At 67.8% G+C, this 17,259-nt stretch carries 15 protein-coding genes; 10 read left to right on the top strand and 5 right to left on the bottom strand.

Going from position 1 to position 17,259, the window contains the following annotated elements:
* Positions 1 to 62: 62 nt before the first annotated feature.
* Positions 63 to 2,333, bottom strand: coding sequence for an NADP-dependent malic enzyme (locus tag BCEP18194_RS07145; protein WP_011350652.1), 2,271 nt, complete (start codon positions 2,331 to 2,333; stop codon positions 63 to 65).
* A gap of 460 nt (positions 2,334 to 2,793) precedes the next feature.
* Between BCEP18194_RS07145 and BCEP18194_RS07140 the strand changes: the two genes are divergently transcribed.
* From BCEP18194_RS07140 to BCEP18194_RS07110, 7 genes are all read left to right on the top strand, one after another.
* Positions 2,794 to 3,480 carry an orotate phosphoribosyltransferase gene (locus BCEP18194_RS07140; protein ID WP_011350651.1) on the top strand — a complete coding sequence of 229 codons (687 nt, stop codon included), beginning with the start codon at positions 2,794 to 2,796 and terminating at the stop codon, positions 3,478 to 3,480.
* A gap of 255 nt (positions 3,481 to 3,735) precedes the next feature.
* Positions 3,736 to 4,329 carry a YbhB/YbcL family Raf kinase inhibitor-like protein gene (locus BCEP18194_RS07135; protein ID WP_011350650.1) on the top strand — a complete coding sequence of 198 codons (594 nt, stop codon included), beginning with the start codon at positions 3,736 to 3,738 and terminating at the stop codon, positions 4,327 to 4,329.
* Positions 4,330 to 4,568: 239 nt separating this feature from the next.
* Positions 4,569 to 5,141 (top strand): flavodoxin family protein, encoded by a 573-nt coding sequence (locus BCEP18194_RS07130; RefSeq protein ID WP_011350649.1) that lies wholly within the window; start codon positions 4,569 to 4,571, stop codon positions 5,139 to 5,141.
* Between the two features lie 154 nt (positions 5,142 to 5,295).
* A complete protein-coding gene (gene argC, locus BCEP18194_RS07125) occupies positions 5,296 to 6,246 on the top strand; it encodes an N-acetyl-gamma-glutamyl-phosphate reductase (protein WP_011350648.1) in 951 nt (316 codons plus the stop codon).
* Between the two features lie 435 nt (positions 6,247 to 6,681).
* Positions 6,682 to 8,103 (top strand): DUF2957 domain-containing protein, encoded by a 1,422-nt coding sequence (locus BCEP18194_RS07120; RefSeq protein ID WP_011350647.1) that lies wholly within the window; start codon positions 6,682 to 6,684, stop codon positions 8,101 to 8,103.
* A 140-nt stretch (positions 8,104 to 8,243) separates the two neighbouring features.
* Entirely contained in the window at positions 8,244 to 9,485 is a 1,242-nt protein-coding gene (locus BCEP18194_RS07115) for a DUF2957 domain-containing protein (RefSeq protein ID WP_011350646.1), read from the top strand.
* An 18-nt stretch (positions 9,486 to 9,503) separates the two neighbouring features.
* Positions 9,504 to 10,337, top strand: coding sequence for an OmpW/AlkL family protein (locus tag BCEP18194_RS07110; RefSeq protein WP_011350645.1), 834 nt, complete (start codon positions 9,504 to 9,506; stop codon positions 10,335 to 10,337).
* Positions 10,338 to 10,521: 184 nt separating this feature from the next.
* Here the strand turns inward: BCEP18194_RS07110 and BCEP18194_RS07105 are convergent, their stop codons facing one another.
* Positions 10,522 to 11,451 carry a LysR family transcriptional regulator gene (locus tag BCEP18194_RS07105; RefSeq protein ID WP_011350644.1) on the bottom strand — a complete coding sequence of 310 codons (930 nt, stop codon included), beginning with the start codon at positions 11,449 to 11,451 and terminating at the stop codon, positions 10,522 to 10,524.
* Positions 11,452 to 11,548: 97 nt separating this feature from the next.
* Between BCEP18194_RS07105 and BCEP18194_RS07100 the strand changes: the two genes are divergently transcribed.
* Positions 11,549 to 12,844, top strand: coding sequence for an MFS transporter (locus BCEP18194_RS07100; protein ID WP_011350643.1), 1,296 nt, complete (start codon positions 11,549 to 11,551; stop codon positions 12,842 to 12,844).
* Between the two features lie 85 nt (positions 12,845 to 12,929).
* Here BCEP18194_RS07100 and BCEP18194_RS07095 read toward each other — a convergent pair whose 3' ends face one another.
* Together BCEP18194_RS07095 and BCEP18194_RS07090 are read right to left on the bottom strand one after the other, a co-directional pair.
* Positions 12,930 to 13,571 (bottom strand): LysE family translocator, encoded by a 642-nt coding sequence (locus tag BCEP18194_RS07095; RefSeq protein WP_011350642.1) that lies wholly within the window; start codon positions 13,569 to 13,571, stop codon positions 12,930 to 12,932.
* A gap of 76 nt (positions 13,572 to 13,647) precedes the next feature.
* A complete protein-coding gene (locus BCEP18194_RS07090; RefSeq protein ID WP_011350641.1) occupies positions 13,648 to 14,517 on the bottom strand; it encodes an NAD(P)-dependent oxidoreductase in 870 nt (289 codons plus the stop codon).
* Between the two features lie 96 nt (positions 14,518 to 14,613).
* On the opposite strand from BCEP18194_RS07090, the gene BCEP18194_RS07085 reads away from it, so the two are divergent.
* Positions 14,614 to 15,378: a Mut7-C RNAse domain-containing protein gene (locus tag BCEP18194_RS07085; RefSeq protein WP_011350640.1), complete on the top strand. Its 765-nt coding sequence runs from the start codon at positions 14,614 to 14,616 to the stop codon at positions 15,376 to 15,378.
* Between the two features lie 78 nt (positions 15,379 to 15,456).
* On the opposite strand, the gene BCEP18194_RS07080 is transcribed toward BCEP18194_RS07085, so the two are convergent.
* On the bottom strand, positions 15,457 to 15,690 hold the full coding sequence (locus BCEP18194_RS07080) for a hypothetical protein (RefSeq protein WP_041492720.1): 234 nt from the start codon (positions 15,688 to 15,690) through the stop codon (positions 15,457 to 15,459).
* A gap of 360 nt (positions 15,691 to 16,050) precedes the next feature.
* Between BCEP18194_RS07080 and BCEP18194_RS07075 the strand changes: the two genes are divergently transcribed.
* Positions 16,051 to 17,256, top strand: coding sequence for an efflux RND transporter periplasmic adaptor subunit (locus tag BCEP18194_RS07075; protein ID WP_011350638.1), 1,206 nt, complete (start codon positions 16,051 to 16,053; stop codon positions 17,254 to 17,256).
* Positions 17,257 to 17,259: the final 3 nt, after the last annotated feature.

Raw genomic sequence — 17,259 nt, 5'->3', positions numbered from 1 at the left:
CGCAGGTTCCGTGGCGTTTTTCATTGCGCCGCGCCCGAAGCGCGGCACACGCGGGCGTGGACTTACTTCGTGTTCACGTTCGCGGCGGCAACAGCCGTCATGTTGATGATCCGGCGCACGGTCGCAGCCGGCGTCAGGATGTGGGCCGGCTTCGCCGCGCCGAGCAGGAACGGGCCGACCGTCACGCCTTCGCCGCCGACCATCTTCAGCAGGTTGTACGCGATGTTCGCCGCTTCGACGTTCGGCATGATCAGCAGGTTTGCTTCGCCCGACAGCGTCGTGCCGGGGAAGGCCTGCTTGCGGATCATTTCCGACAGCGCCGCGTCGCCGTGCATTTCACCGTCGACTTCGAGGTTCGGCGCACGTTCGACGATCAGCTTGCGAGCCTCGCCCATCCGGCGCGACGACGCCGACGGCGCGCTGCCGAAGTTCGAGTTCGACAGCAGCGCAGCCTTCGGCGCAATGCCGAAGCGCTCGATCTCGGCCGCGGCCTGGATCGTCATGTCGGCGAGCTGTTCGGCGCTCGGCAGCTCGTTCACGTACGTATCGCACACGAACAGGTTGCGGCCCGGCAGCATCAGCAGGTTCATCGCCGCGAAGTGCTCGGCGCCCTTCGCGCGGCCCAGCACCTGCTCGATGAACTTCAGGTGGCTGTGGAACGTGTCGATCATCCCGCAGATCATGCCGTCCGCGTCGCCCAGGTGCACGAGCATCGCGCCGATCAGCGTGTTGAACTTGCGCATCGCGGCCTTCGCGACTTCCGGCGTCACGCCGTCGCGCGCGCCGATCTCTTGATACGCCTGCCAGTAGCGGTGGTAGCGCGCATCGTCTTCCGGATCGACGATTTCGAAATCGGTGCCGGCCTTCAGCTTCGAACCGATCTTCGCGAGGCGCATGTCGATGACCGACGGACGGCCGACGAGGATCGGCTTCGCGATCTTTTCCTGCAGCACGAACTGCGCGGCACGCAGCACGCGCTCGTCTTCGCCCTCGGCGAACACGATGCGGGCCTGCTTCTGCTTCGCGGTGGCGAACACCGGGCGCATCACCATGCCGGTGCGGTAGACGGTCGCGCCGAGCTGCTCGCGGTATGCGTCCATGTCCTGGATCGGACGGGTGGCAACGCCCGAATCCATCGCAGCCTGTGCGACGGCCGGCGCGATCTTGATGATCAGGCGCGGGTCGAACGGCTTCGGAATCAGGTAGTCCGGCCCGAACTCGAGCGAGTGGCCTTCATACGCCTTCGCGACTTCTTCGCTCTGGTCGGTTTCCTGTGCCAGCTCGGCAATCGCGCGCACGCACGCGAGCTTCATTTCTTCCGTGATCGTCGTCGCACCGACGTCGAGCGCGCCGCGGAAGATGAACGGGAAGCACAGCACGTTGTTGACCTGGTTCGGGTAGTCCGAACGGCCGGTCGCGACGATCGCGTCCGGGCGCACGGCCTTCGCGTCTTCCGGGCGGATTTCCGGTTCCGGGTTCGCGAGCGCCAGGATCAGCGGGCGGTCGCCCATCGTCTTGACCATGTCCTGCTTCAGCACGCCCGCGCTCGAGCAGCCGAGGAACACGTCCGCGCCGACGATCGCGTCGGCGAGCGTGCGTGCGTCGGTGGTCGCCGCATAGCGCTGCTTCGACGGATCGAGGTTGCCGCGACCTTCGTAGATCACGCCCTTCGAATCGGCGACGAGGATGTTCGACTTCGTCAGGCCGAGGTTCACCAGCAGGTCCAGACACGCGATCGCCGCTGCGCCCGCGCCCGAGCACACGAGCTTCACTTCGGACAGCTTCTTGTCGACGACCTTCAGGCCGTTCAGGATCGCGGCCGACGCGATGATCGCGGTGCCGTGCTGGTCATCGTGGAAGACGGGGATCTTCATGCGCTCGCGCAGCTTCTGCTCGATGTAGAAGCATTCCGGCGCCTTGATGTCCTCGAGGTTGATGCCGCCGAGCGTCGGCTCGAGCATCGCGATCGCCTCGACGAGCTTGTCGGGGTCGGACTCCGACAGTTCGATGTCGAACACGTCGATGCCCGCGAATTTCTTGAAGAGGCAGCCCTTGCCTTCCATCACCGGCTTCGCGGCGAGCGGGCCGATGTTGCCGAGGCCGAGCACGGCGGTGCCGTTCGTGATGACGCCGACGAGGTTGCCGCGCGACGTGTACTTCTGCGCGTCGAGCGGATCGGCGTGGATCGCTTCGCACGCGGCGGCGACGCCCGGCGAATACGCGAGCGACAGATCCAGCTGGTTCGACAGCGGCTTGGTCGGGGTGACCGAAATCTTGCCGGGTTTCGGGTTCAGGTGATAAGCGAGTGCGGCCTGCTTCAGTTGTTCGTCCATGATTGACCTGCGAGAGACATGCGAAATATTGACGGTTCAGTACGCAGCACCTTCGGCCGCGTCTGCTTGAATCGAGGGGGTGATCGACTGCGAGACGGCACGCGACGCGCCGGGTCGGCACGCCATCGAACCTTGGCGGGTGGCAAGAGGAAAGTACAAAGTACTGAACGATTTCTAAGGGTCGCCTAGTGTACACCCCCTAAATGACGCATGTTGGTGCAGCGCCGCATCCTCCGCATCAGCGCACGAGCGGTCGGGCCCCCTTTGTTTCGCCGGTGGTGAGCCGCGGGGCGAACCCGCGCGAATTCCGCCGAAAACCGGCCTGAATCGGGTAAAATAGCGGGCTACGCGCGCAGCGATGCGATTGGCCCTCCGATCGCGCCCCGGCCCCCTGGGCAGGTTCCCCTTGCTGCGCCACCGGGCCCGCGCCCGCTCTTCGCTCATCACCCAAGGAATGCCCATGACAGGCTACGATCGTCAGTCGATCTCGGATACGACCGCCAAAATCCTGCTCGAAGTACAGGCAGTGCACTTCAATGCAGAAAAACCGTTCATCTTCACGTCCGGCTGGGCAAGCCCCGTCTATATCGACTGCCGCAAGCTGATTTCGTATCCGCGCGTGCGCCGCGCGCTGATGGAAATGGCTGAAACGACGATCACGCGCGACATCGGCTTCGAGCAGATCGACGCGGTGGCGGGCGGCGAGACGGCCGGCATCCCGTTCGCGGCCTGGATCGCGGACCGGATGATGGTGCCGATGCAGTACGTGCGCAAAAAGCCGAAGGGTTTCGGCCGCAACGCGCAGATCGAAGGCCATCTGGAAGAAGGCTCGCGCGTGCTGCTGGTGGAAGACCTGACGACCGACAGCCGCAGCAAGATCAACTTCGTCAACGCGCTGCGCACCGCGGGCGCGACGGTGAACCACTGCTTCGTGCTGTTCCACTACAACATCTTCAAGGAAAGCGTGTCGGTCCTGAAGGACATCGACGTCGACCTGCACGCGCTCGCCACGTGGTGGGACGTGCTGCGCGTCGCGAAGGCATCGGGCTACTTCGAGACCAAGACGCTCGACGAAGTCGAGAAATTCCTGCACGCACCGGCCGAGTGGTCGGCGGCGCACGGCGGCGCGACGTCCCCGAAGGACTGACGCCGTGCCGGCCCGCTGGCCGGCGTCCTGGCCGAACAAGCCGCCCGCTTCATCGCGGGCGGTTTTTTTTCGCCCGCCGATTTTGCGTCCGTCGATCCGCGCGGGAAACGATCGCGACCACGGGTCGCGGCGTGCATCGCTCATCGAACCCTAATGCTAGACTTGATCCATCGCTGCCATCAGCTGCGCAGGCAACGCACCACGCCAACAACGCCGGACGCATCGGTCCGGCCCACGTGACGGGAGAAGCGCCATATGCGTGTGGATCGCCGGATCACTCCGCCTGCGCCATCGGGTCGCCCGTCGCCGTTCCTCGCCGCCCTCCTTTACGCCGCCGCCCTCACTGCCCTGCCCGCACATGCGGAGGGCCCGTTCACCGTGACGAGCGACGACCTGACACCGGGCGGGCGCGTCCGCGCCGCGAACGTGTTCGACCGCGGCGACTGCAAGGGCGGCAACCACTCGCCGCAGCTCACCTGGCACAACCCGCCGCCCGGCACGCACGGCTACGCGGTCACGATCTTCGATCCCGATGCGCCGGGGCACGGCTGGTGGCACTGGGCCGTGGCGGGCATTCCGGCGACGGTCACGAGCCTGCCCGCCGACGCGAGTGCGTCCGGGTTCCTGCGGCGCATCGGCGCGAGCGAGGCGCGCAACGACTTCGGGATCGACGGCTACGGCGGCCCGTGCCCGCCGCCCGGCAAACCGCACCGCTACGTGATCACCGTCTATGCGCTGAAGGGCGACGACCTGCGCGTCGCGCAGGGCCGCCCCGCGCCGATGTTCGAGCACGAGATCGGCACGCTGGCGATCGGTACCGCGCAACTCACGGTCAACTACGGGCAATAGCGCGTCGTAACAGGCGCCAGGCGCCGAGCATCGTGCGCCGCCACGGCGCCGCACCGCGATTGCCTGCCGCCGCGACATTCCGTACCCCGCACCCGCGCGTCTTCCCGTCATTTCGGCTTGCTAGACTCGTCGTCACCGGTCGCGGCGCCACGCCGCGCATCCGTCGCGCCGCCCGCCGGCGACGCGTGACGCGGCGCGCCTGCGGTACGCCGCTCCCGTTCCTTTCCGGAGAACGCCTCATGTCGAACATCGTCATCGTCTATCACAGCGGCTACGGTCACACGCAGAAACTGGCCGAGGCCGTGCACGCAGGCGCGCAGGAGGCCGGCGCGACCGTGCGCCTGCTCGCCGTCGGCGACGTCGACGACGCGGGCTGGGCCACGCTCGATGCGGCCGATGCGATCGTCTTCGGCGCGCCGACCTACATGGGCGGCCCGTCGGCGCAGTTCAAGCAGTTTGCCGATGCGACATCGAAAGCGTGGTTCACGCAGAAATGGAAGGACAAGATCGCCGCGGGCTTCACGAACTCCGCGACGATGAACGGCGACAAGTTCTCGACGATTCAATATTTCGTCACGCTGTCGATGCAGCATGGGATGGTGTGGGTCGGCACGAGCCTGATGCCGGCCAACTCGAAGGCGGCCACGCGCAACGACATCAACTACCTGGGCGGCTCGACGGGCCTGCTTGCGCAGTCGCCGGCGGATTCGACACCCGACGAAGGCCCGCTGCCGGGCGACCTCGAGACCGGCAAGGCATTCGGCCGGCGGGTTGCCGAAGCGACCGCCCGCTGGGTCGCTGGCCGCGGCTGAGCACACCTTGGCACCTGCTCCGGCGGGCGCCAAAGGGACACAAGACGGCCCGCCGGCCGTCTTTTTTTCGCCCCGCGCGGTGCAGGCCCGCCGGATGACGTCTTAAAATGGCGGCTTCAGGGCGCGGGCCCCCGTTTCATTCAGTGAGAGCGAAATGAGCACCAAAGTTTTTGTCGACGGCCAGGAAGGCACGACCGGCCTCAAGATCTTCGAATACCTGTCGGCACGCAGCGACATCGAGATCCTGCGCATCGATGAAGCGAAGCGCAAGGATGTCGAAGAGCGCCGCCGCCTGATCAACGCGTCGGACGTCACGTTCCTGTGCCTGCCGGACGTTGCATCGCGCGAATCGGCCTCGCTCGTCGAGAACCCGAACACGACGCTGATCGACGCGAGCACCGCGTTCCGCACCAGCGCCGACTGGGCGTACGGCCTGCCGGAACTGACCCGCGCGCAGCGCGAGAAGATTCGCACGTCGAAGCGCATCGCCGTGCCGGGCTGCCACGCATCGGCCTTCGTGCTCGCGATGCGTCCGCTCGTCGAGGCCGGCATCGTCGCACCGACGTTCGCCGCGCACAGCTACTCGATCACCGGCTACAGCGGCGGCGGCAAGTCGATGATCGCCGACTACGAAAGCGCAGCGCCGGGCGGCAAGCTCGCGAGCCCGCGCCCGTACGCGCTCGGCCTCACGCACAAGCACCTGCCGGAAATGGCCGCGCACACGGGCCTCGCGAACGCGCCGATCTTCACGCCGATCGTCGGCCCGTTCCTGAAGGGGCTCGCGGTGACGACCTACTTCACGCCCGAGCAGCTCGCGAAGCGCACGACACCGCAGGACGTGCAGCGCGTGTTCGCCGAATACTACGCGGACGAAGCATTCGTGCGCGTCGCGCCGTTCGACGCGGACGCGAACCTCGACGGCGGCTTCTTCGACGTGCAGGCGAACAACGACACGAACCGGGTCGACCTGTTCGTGTTCGGCAACGAAGAGCGCTTCGTCACGGTCGCGCGCCTCGACAACCTCGGCAAGGGTGCATCGGGTGCCGCGATCCAGTGCATGAACCTGAGCATCGGCGCAGCCGAGGACGCAGGTCTCAAACGCTGATTCAGCCTCGCATGCAATGCAAAGCCGGCCACTGGCCGGCTTTTTATTTACCCGTATCAGGCAATATATAAAAAATTCCGGATCGCGCATTTACAAATATTTACAAGCTTTCCATTGCGCGATTACCAGTGAATTAATCCCACCCCCTCTTTATCCAGTCAATCCCGAATAGGGATAAACCGGATACCGTCGCTTTAAACGCTGCCGTTATACGCAGGAAGGCTCTGCGCCGGCCTGCCCGGCGTCGCACATTCCCCACTCCGGTCGCTTCCGGCAGCTTGCTTCACGTTTTAATTCTTACCGAATGCCGTGTCAGACAAGGATTCAAAACACGATACCCGTTTCAATCGCCTTTTTTAGACGGGTTCATCAATTGACAGCAAAAATCAAGGCGGCGACATTAGCTCGCACAATTAAACGATTGGAGACAGCGGCATGTCGCACGCCTTATCGAAGGGGGTGGCAACGGCCTTTGCCATTGCCCCTTTCCTGGTTGCATGTGGTGGGGGGGACGGTGGCGCACCCGCGCCGATCAATGCGCCCCAATGTTCCGGATCGAGCTGCGGCACGCAAGGGCCGCCGCCGTCGCAGCCCGTCAACGGTGCGCTGTGCCCGGCCAACGCCGACATCGTGAAGAGCACGTACCTCGGCGGTGCCGGTAGCGGCGAGATCGTCAGCGTCAACATCGACGCCGTGGCGATGACCTACACGCTCAAGTGGCTCGAATCGCCGATTCCGCTCGCGACCGGCACGGTCACGCCGAGCCGCGCAGGCACGACGATCACCGGCGCAGTCATGCACCCGCCGACCGGCGTGCTGCCGACCGCGGAGCAGACGCGCTGCGCGTTCGTCCTGACACCGGGCACGGGCAAGGCACCGAGCGGTGCCACGTACTCGACGGCGGCCGACTTCAACCAGGCGAACCCGCCGATGCTGCTGGTCGGCATGGGTGTCGCGGGTGGCGGCATTCCGGGTGCGACGGTCCAGTACGACGGGCTGACGATCATCCCGGGCGTGCTGCAGAACGTCGGCCAGGTGCCGAACCGTCACTTCGACTTCTACCCGTTCCTCGGCTTCGCCAGCACGACGACGGATATCTCGAAGCTGCCGGGCACGTACAACGCGCTGATCTATCACCTCGTGCCGTCGGGCAACTACGCGACGAAGGGCACGAACTCGAGCGAGACGTTCGACGCGAACGGCGCGTGCACGTCGACGAGCACGGGCGGCTGCCAGACGACCGGCAACCCGTGGACCGTCAACACCACGAACGGCGGCTACTTCGACAGCACGAAAGCACCGCAGACGCTGCCGCAAACGCAGCTGCCGCTCGTCGGCGCGACCGGCAAGTCGGCGACCGCGCACCTGGTGATCGGCCAGCTCAACGGCGCGACGGTGCCGGTGATCGTGCGGACGGGCAACGTGAATCTCGGTACGGCGCCGCTGCACACCGATGCGCAGGTCGACGACGAATCGGGCATCGCGGTGCTCGGCGCGGCGACGGCAATCTCGTCGGGCGCGATCGACGGCGGCTACGCGGGCGCGGACTCGAACTTCAAGTACACGGCGGCCCTGATCCGCGGCAGCAACGCGTCGTTCATCAACCCGAGCACGCAGGCCGAGGAAGACGGCTTCACGCTCGACTACGGCCAGACGACGCCGGGCCTGCTGAACGCGACGACGACGCCGCCGAGCGGCGCGAGCTACCCGTCCGCGTCGGGCGTGGTGATCGCGACGGGCGGGCTGTATGCGGCGCTGATCCAGGGCACGGTGAACGGCGGCGTCACGTCGACGTCGGCGAACTCGAGCACGTCGTCGACCCCGTACTTCGGCGTGGGCGCACAGATCAGCAAGTAGCGAACGAGGGCGCGACGGCGGGCTGGCCGCCGTCGCGTATCGCACGAGGCGCGCGGCACGGCGCAGGCAGGACGAGCACAACCAACAGAAGCGGCCGACAGGGAGCTGGCCGCCACACAAGACAAATCTGGAGGAGCAACATGAAGCGCAACCTCATTCTGGCGGCAGCCCTTGCCGCCCCCCTTCTTTCTGCCTGCGGCGGCGGCGACGACAATCCGCCCCCGCTCGTCGAAGACCGGCTCTGTCCTGCCTCGCTCGACTACACCACCGTGTTTACGGGTGGCGCGGGCAGCGGCGAACTCGCGAAGGTCCAGCTCGACACGACCAAGATGACCTGGCAGGTCACCTATGTCGAATCGCCGGTACCGCAAACGACCGGCACCGTCGTGCCGACCCGCGCGGGCACCGTCGACAGCGGGACGCTCACGCAGGAAACGCTGCTGCCGACCAACAAGCTGAACCAGTGCGCCTTCCGCCTGAACGGCGCGAGTCTCGATCCGTCGCGTCCGGCGCGCATCTTCGTCGGCATGGGCGTCGCGGGCGGCACGATTCCCGGCAAGGAAATCCAGTTCAACGGCGTGCTCGGCCAGGCCGCGGTGCCCGACACGAAATTCCCGTACTACCCGTTCATCGGCTTCTCGTCGATCGAGACCGACATCACGAAGGTTGCGGGCACATACAGTCACACGGGCTTCGGTGAAGTGCCGTCGCAGAACTTCGCGCCGGCATCGATCGACGCGAAGGTGACGATCAACGCCGACGGCAGCTGGACCAAGTGCGACACGACCGGCCAGTTCGCCGGCGGCGCGTGCACGCAGCAAGGCACGAACTTCGTGCAGTCGGCGGACGGCAGCGGCGCGTTCCAGTCGAACAACTACGCGAGCCAGCTGAAGCCGACGCTGTCGGCGACGCCGCAGGGCAAGGGCTTCATGATCGTCGGCAAGCTGCGCAACCAGCTCGTGCCGATCCTCGTGCGCACGGGCGTCGCGAACCCGAACCCGACGCCCGACAGCAACGGCGTGCCGGGCCTCACCGCCGACGACGAATCGAGCATCTCGATCCTCGCACCGCAGACGACGATCGCGGTCGGCTCGCAGAACGGCGAGTACATCGGCGTCGACAGCCAGTTCGACTACCGCACCACCGCGCTGACGAACAACCAGGCGACGCTGCTCGATCCGTTCAACGCGTCGCAGGCCTCGCTCGCGACCGCGCTCGACCTCGACTACACGCAGAAGGTGCCGGGCACGGTCACGACGATCCACACGGGCGCCAGCAGCACGACGCCGACGGGCAAGTTCATCTTCACGGGTGGCGTGTTCGGTTTCCTCGACAACGCCGGATCGACGCCGTATTTCACGATCGGCGCATTCGTCCAGTAAGCGGAGGGGGAAGCCGTGATGAAGAAAACCCTTCTCTGCGCGGCGGCCGGCGCCGCCGTGCTGGCGCCGCTCGCGGCGCACGCGCAGAGCGCCGGCAGCAACGTCGTCACGCTGGGCTGGTTCCACGTGATGCCGCAGCAGAGCAGCACGCCGATGACGACCAACGTCGCGCCGACGCCGATCAACACGCCGCTGCGGCTGCCGCCATCGTTCACGTCGCCGGGCACCGGGCTGCGCACGAGCGGCGCCGATACCGTCGGCCTGACGGTCAGCCACTTCCTGACCGACCACATCGCGGTGACATCGGTGGCCGGCGTGCCGCCGGTGTTCAAGGTGTCGGGCCAGGGCACGATCAAGCCGCCAGGACCTGCCGGCGCGCTCGGCACGCAGAACATCGGGCTGGCGTCGGTCAACCCGATCGTGAAGAGCGTGCGGCAATGGAGCCCGGCGGTGCTGCTGCAGTACTACTTCGGGCAGGCTACCGCGAAGTTCCGGCCGTTCCTCGGCCTCGGCGTGTCGTACAACTGGTTCAGCGACCTGCAGCTCAACACGAACTTCATCAAGCAGACGCAGGACAACCTCGGCGCGATTCTCGCGGCGGGCGCGGGCAAGCCGGGTACGACATCGGTGGAGGCAAAGGCGTCGTCGTCATGGCAGCCGGTGTTCAACGCGGGCCTGCAGTACAACATGACCGAGCACTTCGGGCTGATCGCGTCGGTCACGTACATCCCGCTGAAGACGACGTCGACGGTGACGATCAAGGCAGCCGACGGCACGGTGCTCTCGGAGTCGAAATCGGACCTGAAGGCCGACCCGATCATCAGCTACGTCGGGATGACGTACAAGTTCTGAGCGCGGCGACGGAAGGCGAATGGAACGCTGCGACAAAATCGCAGGCAAAAAAAAGCCCGCCTAAGAGGCGGGCTGAATCCATATCAGAGGAGACATGGAGGAGACAGGTGCAACTATAGCGAATCGGTTTCCGCAATGCAACATTTCCGTAGAGAAAATAAGGATTTTCCCTCGAATGTCGCCTCTAGATCGCTTTCACTGCATCTGACCCCACCCTGTTTTCCCCGTCGAGCACTTCGCCGAGCGCATCGCGCAGCAGCGCGACGGGCCGCACCAGCCGGCCCGGCAGCGCGCCGTGCACGATCCACACGTTGATCCGCGTCTCCAGCCCCACCGTTTCCACCACCCTCAGTGCATCGCGATGCGCGCTGCGCGCCAGCGCGTTCGGTGCCGCAATGCCGATGCCGGCGCCGCGCGCGACGAGCGACAGCTGCAGCTCCGAACCGAACGCCTCGACCGCGACGTCGAACGGCAGCCCGGCCGCGCCGAGCATGCGGCTCAGCGCCGAGCGCATCCCGCAGCCGTCCTGGCTCAGCACCCACGGGAAACCCGACAGCGTGTCGATCGACAGCGGACCGTCCGGCAGCGGATAGTCGCGCGCGGCGACGAGCACCGTCGGCTGCGTGCCGAGCAGCGTCGACGCGAACGTGTCGGGCAGTGTCGAACTGGCCGGCACCATCACGGCCGCGACGTCGAGCGCGCCGCGCTCGACGCCCTGCATCAGGGCCGGCGACCAGCCGGCCGTCACGCGCAGCGTGAGGCGTGGAAACGCGTCGCGCAGCCGGTCGATCGGCTGCTCGAGCGCCAGCTCGGACAGGAACGGCGGCACGCCGATGCGCAGCTCGCCCGACGGCTCGCTGTCCGGCGCGCCCGCCGCCATCAGCTCGTCGACCGCGCCCAGCACGTTGCGCGCAAGCGCGTAGACGTCGCGCCCGGCGGCGGTCGGCTTCAGCGGCTTGCTTTGCCGTTCGAGCAGCGGCATGCCGAGCAGCGTTTCGAGGTTCTGCACGCGCCGCGTCAGGCCCGGCTGCGTCAGGTGGAGCTTCGCGGCCGCGGCCACCATCGACCCGCTGTCGACCACCGCGACGAATGCCTGGAGATCACGCGTATTCAAAACAAACTCGCATAATCATGTTAGAGATATTTCAATTGTCGCATAAACATCAGGCACCTACGATGGGTACTCCTTCGACCCATTCGCCAGGCTTCCGATGAACTGCCCTGCCAACCCTTGCCCCGCCGCCGCTCGCCCGCCCGTCAGCGCGCCCGCCGGCCCGCCGCCCGCGCTCAGCGCGGGCATGACGCTGTTCTTCGCCGCGACGGTCGGCGTGATCGTGATGGACCTGTTCGCCGCGCAGCCGCTGACGGGCCCGATCAGCACCGACCTGCACCTGCCGCCCGGCCTGACCGGCCTCGTCGCGATGCTGCCGCAGCTCGGCTACGCCGCCGGGCTCGTGCTGCTCGTCCCGCTCGTCGACCTGCTCGAGAACCGTCGCCTGATCGTCACGACGCTGGCCGCGTGCGCAGCCGCGCTCGCACTGCCGGCGTTCACGCGGTCGGGCACCGTATTCCTGCTGGCGACGCTCGTGGCCGGCGCCGCGTCGAGCGTGATCCAGATGCTCGTGCCGATGGCCGCGTCGATGGCGCCCGAGGCGCAGCGCGGCCGCGCGGTCGGCAACGTGATGAGCGGGCTGATGCTCGGCATCCTGCTGTCCCGGCCGCTCGCGAGCCTGATCGCGGGCTCGGCCGGCTGGCGCGGGTTCTACGTGCTGGCCGCGCTCGCGAACGCCGCAATCGCCGTCGTGCTCGCGCTGCGCCTGCCGTCGCGCACGCCGTCGATCACGGCCGGCTACCGCACGCTGCTCGCGTCGATGGGACGCCTGCTGGCCGACGAGCCGATACTGCGCCGGCATGCGTTGTCGGCCGCGCTGGCGATGGCCGCGTTCAGCGCATTCTGGACCGCGGTCGGGCTGCGGCTCGCGCAGCCGCCGTTCGGCCTCGACCTGCACGGCATTGCGCTGTTCGCGTTCGCCGGCGCCAGCGGTGCAATCGTCACGCCGCTCGCGGGCCGCGCCGGCGACCGCGGCCACGGCCCGGTCGCGCAGCGGATCGCGCACGGCACGATGCTCGTGGCGCTCGTCGTGCTCGGGATCGCGGGTGCCGGCTGGTTCGGCTTCGACGCGCACATGCATCGCGGCCCCGCGCTCGCGCTGCTGGCCGGCGGCGCGGCGCTGCTCGATGCGGGCGTCATCGTCGACCAGACGATCGGCCGCCGCGAGATCAACCTGCTGAACCCGGCCGCGCGCGGCCGCCTGAACGGGCTGTTCGTCGGGCTGTTCTTCATCGGCGGCGCGCTCGGCGCGGTGCTCGCCGGCACCGCGTGGGCCTGGGGCGGGTGGAGTGCGGTATGCGGTGTGGGGTTTGCGTTCGCCGGCGCGGCCACCGTCTTCGGGCTCACGGCCGGACGCGGGGCCGGCGCTGCCGCGTTGACGCGCCCGCGTGCCTAGGCCGGCGTGACGCAGGCCCGAAAAGCCGAACGCCCCGCCCTCTTACGAGGGACGGGGCGTTCGGCGCACCGGGGTCAGTGCGAAATCAGTGACGGACCAGCGCCATCATCGCGCCGAAGCCGACGAACAGCCCGCCCGTCAGCCGGTTGAAGATCTTCGCCACGCTCTGGCTCTTCAACGTCGCGCCGATGCGCGTGCCGAACGACGCGTAGACGAAATACCAGCTCACCTCGATCACCGCGAACGTGACGACGAGCATGCCGAACTGCGGCAGCGTCGGCTCGGCCGCGTTGATGAACTGCGGCAACAGCGCGGCCGCGAACAGGATCGCCTTCGGGTTGCTGCCCGCGACCAGGAAACCGTTGCGGAACAGCGTCCCGCGCGATGCCGGTGCGGCCTGGCGCGACACGGCGTCGACGTCGGCGGCCGGCTGCTCGTCATCGACGCGTGCACGCCACGCCTTCACACCGAGGTAGATCAGGTAGGCCGCACCCGCGAAGCGCAACGTGTTGAACATCGCCGGCCAGGCTTCGAGCACCGCGCCGAGGCCCGCCGCCGACACCGACAGCATCAGCACCAGCGCGGTGAGGCAACCGGCCATCGTCCACGTCGAACGCCGCAGCCCGTGCCGCGCGCCGTGCGTCATCACCAGCAGCATGTTCGGGCCCGGAATCGCCGACACGACGAACACCGTCGCCACGAAAAGCCACCACGTATGCAAGTTCATGCCCGCCTCTGCGTCGATGTAAGGGAAAACGAAACGTCGATTATGCCGGTGCGCCGGACTTCTGTCGCGCGGCGGATCAGCGGCCCGCGCGGCGCAGCGCGACTTCGCCGAGTACCGCGAAATCCTGCTCGCCGCCGCCGTGCGCGAGCGCGTCGAGCAGGTTGTCGCGCACGACGCTCGCGACCGGCAGCGGCACCGACACGGCGTCACCGGCTTCCAGCGCCAGGCGAACGTCCTTCAGCCCGAGGCGCGCCTTGAAGCGCGCGGGCTCGTAGTGCCGCTCGGCGATCATCGAGCCGTAGCCTTCGTAGACGGGGCCCGGAAACACGCTGCCGGTAATCACGTCGAGGAAATCGCGCATCGCGACGCCGTGTGCGCCGAGCAATGCAGAGGCCTCGCCGAGCGTCTCGATCGCCGACGCGAGCGTGAAGTTCGCGGCGATCTTCGCGACGTTCGCATGCTGCGGCAGCGACCCGAACCGCCAGGTCTTCTGGCCGATCGCGTCGAACAGCGGCTGCACGCGGTCGATCGCCTCGGCCGGGCCACCCGCCATGATCGTCAGGCGTGCGGCGGCGGCGACATCGGGCCGGCCCATCACCGGCGCGGCGACGTAATGGATGCCGCGCGACGCATGCGCGTGCGCGAGCGATTCGGCCAGCGCGACCGACACCGTCGCCATGTTCACGTGGATCAGGCCGCGCGGCGCCTGGGCGAGCAGCGCATCGTCGAAGATCGCACGCGCCGCGGCGTCGTCGGCGAGCATCGAGAACACCGCGTCGCCGCGAAACGCGTCGGCCGGCGTGTCGACGATCTGCGCGCCAATGGCCGCGAGCGGCTCGGCGCGCTCGCGCGACCGGTTCCAGACCCGCACCGTGTGCCCGGCCTTCAGCAGGTTCGTTGCGATTGCCTGCCCCATTTCACCCAGCCCGATAAATCCGAGATCCATTTCCCGCTCCTTCGCTCCGTGAAGCGGGGAGTTAACCACAGATGCGTGGCGTCTGCAGGGCACGCGGCCGGCCATGCGCGGTGCCATACTGCCCGCATGGCGACCGCGACCTTCCGCTTCCACGACGAACTGAACGCCTTTCTCCCGCGCGCCCAGCGCGACCGCGCGTTCGGGCATGCGTGTGCGCGTGACGCGACGCTGAAGCACGCGATCGAGGCGCTCGGCGTCCCGCATACCGAAATCGGCCGGCTGTGCGTGAACGACGCGCCGGCCACGCTCGACCGGCCGCTCGACGACGGCGACCGGGTCGAAGCCTTTCCGGAACGCGCGCAGCCGGCGGCGAACGGAGCCACCGTGCCGCCATCGGCGCATTGGCGCTTCGCTGCCGACGCGCATCTCGGCGGCCTCGCGCAGCTGCTGCGCCTCGCGGGTTTCGACACCTGCTACGACAACCACTACCGTGACGACGAACTCGCGGCGCTCGCCGCGCGAGAGGGCCGGATCGTGCTGACCCGTGACCGCGAGCTGCTCAAGCGGCGCGCGGTCGAGCGCGGCTGCTACCTGCACGCGCTGCAGCCGGCCGACCAGCTGCGCGAACTGTTCGAGCGGCTCGATCTCGCTCCGCACATGCGGCCGTTCCGGCTGTGCCTGCGCTGCAATGCGCCGCTGCATCCGCTCGACGCGGCCGCGGCCGCGCCACGCGTGCCGGCCGGCGTCCGGCTGCGGCACCGGCGCTTCGCCGCGTGCGACGTGTGCCGGCGCGTGTTCTGGGAAGGCTCGCACTGGCGGCGCATGCGCACGGTGGTCGACGCGATGCGCGCGCCGCCGCCGCCAGCGCCGGCCGGCGAACGCGAGGCCTGAAAAAAACAAAACCCCGCATGCGTGAACATGCGGGGTTTCGCGACTGGCGGCCGGCGGTGCCGGCCCCGGGCGAAGCGCTTAGTTTGCTGCGCCTGCGTCGTTCGTGCCAGCTGCCGATGCGGCTGCGGCCTTCGCCTTGCCCTTGGCCGAACCGTGGTGCTTCAGCGCGTGCTTCGGCTTGCTGTGATCCTTCTTGGCCGGTGCCGGAGCGGCTGCCGACGTGTCGGCTGCCGGCGCGGACGCCTGTGCGAATGCCGAAACCGATGCGAGAGCGAATGCTGCGGCGATGATCGAAGCGAGCGTCTTCTTCATTGTTCTTCCTTTAGCGGAGAAAAAATCAAACGTACCGGTAAGTAAAGATGCGAGGCATTCGCATCGGAGCCCCAGGCCGCGAGGCCGGCTTTCGCCGTTCCTCCGCGACAAAACCTGACGCACTGGTTCCATAACGCGCCGTGTTCGCGGAAAGTTGACACGTTGCTTGCGCCCCTCGGGTTTCCCCGGGGGAGCACGCGTATCCCGGTGTCGGCGACCGGCCGGGCAGTCGCCGCGGCGGCGCCGCAAACCGGCTCGCGCGCCGTCGGGGCGACGCTTATACTGGCGTCCATCCGTCCCTTTCCCCGGAAACCGGATCGCGGCCGGTCGTCAGACCGCCGCCGTCTCGAGGCGCTCAAATTGCCCGATCACAATCTGGACAAACTGAAGATCGACCGGCGTCCGCTCGCACCGGCACCCCGCCGGCGCCGGTGGCTCCGCTATGCGGTCGCCGCCGCGGTCGTCATCGGCGCGATCGTCGCCGGCCTCGCGCTCACCGGCCGGCCGGCCGTCGAAACCACCGCCGTCACGTCCGCCTACCCGTACCAGAACGACACGCAGCTCAATGCGACCGGCTACGTCGTGCCGCAGCGCAAGGCCGCGGTCGCGTCGAAGGGCCAGGGACGCGTCGAATGGCTCGGCGTGCTCGAAGGCACGCGCGTGAAGAAAGATGAGATCATCGCCCGCCTCGAAAGCCGTGACGTCGAGGCCTCGCTGGCACAGGCGCTCGCACAGGTGAAGGTCGCCCGCGCCAACCTCGGCGTCGAGCAGGCCGAACTGAAGGACGCCGAGATCGCGTTGCGCCGCACCTCGGTGCTCGCGCCCAAGGGCGCCGTGCCGGCCGCGCAGCTCGACACCGACACGGCCCGCGTGAACAAGGCGCGCGCGTCGGTCAACAGCGACCAGGCCGCCATCACGTCCGCCGAAGCCAACGCGCAAGCCGCGCAGGTCGCGGTCGACCAGACGGTGATCCGCGCCCCGTTCGACGGCATCGTGCTCGCGAAGCACGCGAACGTCGGCGACAACATCACGCCGTTCTCGTCCGCATCGGACAGCAAGGGTGCGGTCGTGACGATTGCCGACATGGACACGCTCGAGGTCGAGGCCGACGTCGCCGAATCGAACATCGCGAAGATCCGCGCCGAGCAGCCGTGCGAGATCCAGCTCGACGCGCTGCCCGACACGCGCTTCGCGGGCCGCGTGTCGCGCATCGTGCCGACCGTCGACCGCTCGAAGGCCACCGTGCTCGTGAAAGTACGCTTCGTCGACCGCGACGACCGCGTGCTGCCCGACATGAGCGCGAAGATCGCGTTCCTGTCGAAGCCCGCGTCGGCGCAGGACCGGCAGCCCGTGACGGCCGTGCAGGCAAGCGCGGTCGTGGAACGCGACGGCCGGCCGGTCGTGTTCGTCGTGAAGGACGACACCGTGCGCGCCGTGGGCGTGACGCGGGGCGAGCGGATCGGCGAACTCATCGCGATCCGCGGCGTGAAGCCCGGCGACACGGTCGTGCTCGCGCCGGACGCGAAGCTGAAGGACGGCGCGAAAGTGACCGTCGCGAAGAAGTAGCGC

The sequence above is a fragment of the Burkholderia lata genome (assembly GCF_000012945.1).
In the GTDB taxonomy this organism is placed as follows: domain Bacteria; phylum Pseudomonadota; class Gammaproteobacteria; order Burkholderiales; family Burkholderiaceae; genus Burkholderia; species Burkholderia lata.
Note: the sequence above shows the minus strand (reverse complement) of the source record. Positions and strands in the feature narration are given on the sequence as shown.

Excerpts from the sequence above, each read along its gene's own strand:
- BCEP18194_RS07090 (WP_011350641.1), bottom strand. The coding sequence starts at position 14,517 with ATGGATCTCGGATTTATCGGGCTGGGTGAAATGGGGCAGGCAATCGCA.
- BCEP18194_RS07095 (WP_011350642.1), bottom strand. The coding sequence starts at position 13,571 with ATGAACTTGCATACGTGGTGGCTTTTCGTGGCGACGGTGTTCGTCGTG.
- BCEP18194_RS07130 (WP_011350649.1), top strand. The coding sequence starts at position 4,569 with ATGTCGAACATCGTCATCGTCTATCACAGCGGCTACGGTCACACGCAG.
- BCEP18194_RS07115 (WP_011350646.1), top strand. The coding sequence starts at position 8,244 with ATGAAGCGCAACCTCATTCTGGCGGCAGCCCTTGCCGCCCCCCTTCTT.
- BCEP18194_RS07085 (WP_011350640.1), top strand. The coding sequence starts at position 14,614 with ATGGCGACCGCGACCTTCCGCTTCCACGACGAACTGAACGCCTTTCTC.
- BCEP18194_RS07120 (WP_011350647.1), top strand. The coding sequence starts at position 6,682 with ATGTCGCACGCCTTATCGAAGGGGGTGGCAACGGCCTTTGCCATTGCC.
- BCEP18194_RS07100 (WP_011350643.1), top strand. The coding sequence starts at position 11,549 with ATGAACTGCCCTGCCAACCCTTGCCCCGCCGCCGCTCGCCCGCCCGTC.
- BCEP18194_RS07140 (WP_011350651.1), top strand. The coding sequence starts at position 2,794 with ATGACAGGCTACGATCGTCAGTCGATCTCGGATACGACCGCCAAAATC.
- BCEP18194_RS07110 (WP_011350645.1), top strand. The coding sequence starts at position 9,504 with ATGAAGAAAACCCTTCTCTGCGCGGCGGCCGGCGCCGCCGTGCTGGCG.
- argC (WP_011350648.1), top strand. The coding sequence starts at position 5,296 with ATGAGCACCAAAGTTTTTGTCGACGGCCAGGAAGGCACGACCGGCCTC.
- BCEP18194_RS07135 (WP_011350650.1), top strand. The coding sequence starts at position 3,736 with ATGCGTGTGGATCGCCGGATCACTCCGCCTGCGCCATCGGGTCGCCCG.
- BCEP18194_RS07145 (WP_011350652.1), bottom strand. The coding sequence starts at position 2,333 with ATGGACGAACAACTGAAGCAGGCCGCACTCGCTTATCACCTGAACCCG.
- BCEP18194_RS07080 (WP_041492720.1), bottom strand. The coding sequence starts at position 15,690 with ATGAAGAAGACGCTCGCTTCGATCATCGCCGCAGCATTCGCTCTCGCA.